A 610-nucleotide genomic window follows, 5' to 3' on the forward strand; every position below is an offset into this window, starting at 1 on the left:
GCGCGTTCACCAGGCGCCCTTCGGAGTTCACGGACAGCTGGCCGGCGCGCGTGTAGGCGGATTCGCCATTGGCCATCTCCACTTGCAGGAAGCCGTTGCCGGTGATGGCCACGTCCAGCGCCTGGTTGGTCGTCTGCATGTTGCCCGTGGTGAACAGCTTCTGCGTGCCGACCATGCGCGTGCCGTTGCCCATCTGCACGCCCGAGACGGAGGTGCGGTTGTTGTCCAGTTGGGCGCCGGGCTGCTGCTCGACGGAATAGAACAGGTCTTCGAAGACGACGCGGTCGCGCTTGAAGCCGACGGTGTTGACGTTGGCCAGGTTGTTGGCGATGGCCTGCAATTTGGCATCCTGCGCCTGCACGCCCGTCTTGCTGATCCACATGGCTGNACGGAGGTGCGGTTGTTGTCCAGTTGGGCGCCGGGCTGCTGCTCGACGGAATAGAACAGGTCTTCGAAGACGACGCGGTCGCGCTTGAAGCCGACGGTGTTGACGTTGGCCAGGTTGTTGGCGATGGCCTGCAATTTGGCATCCTGCGCCTGCACGCCCGTCTTGCTGATCCACATGGCTGGGTTCATGGTTCTCTCCTGAGGGGTTGTCTGGGTTTACTCT

General features: G+C 62.7%; 1 protein-coding gene and 1 pseudogene. Both read right to left on the reverse strand.

The window, feature by feature from the left end; all coding sequences use genetic code 11:
- On the reverse strand, positions 1-382 hold a 382-nt coding region (locus QZH66_RS18060), incomplete at its 3' end, for a flagellar hook-basal body complex protein (protein WP_305807182.1).
- A gap of 56 nt (positions 383-438) precedes the next feature.
- Positions 439-576: pseudogene (locus QZH66_RS18065) on the reverse strand (flagellar basal body protein); the annotation flags it as partial.
- Positions 577-610 lie beyond the last annotated feature (34 nt).

Source organism: Stenotrophomonas sp. YIM B06876, assembly GCF_030711595.1.
Taxonomy (GTDB): Bacteria; Pseudomonadota; Gammaproteobacteria; order Xanthomonadales; family Xanthomonadaceae; genus Stenotrophomonas.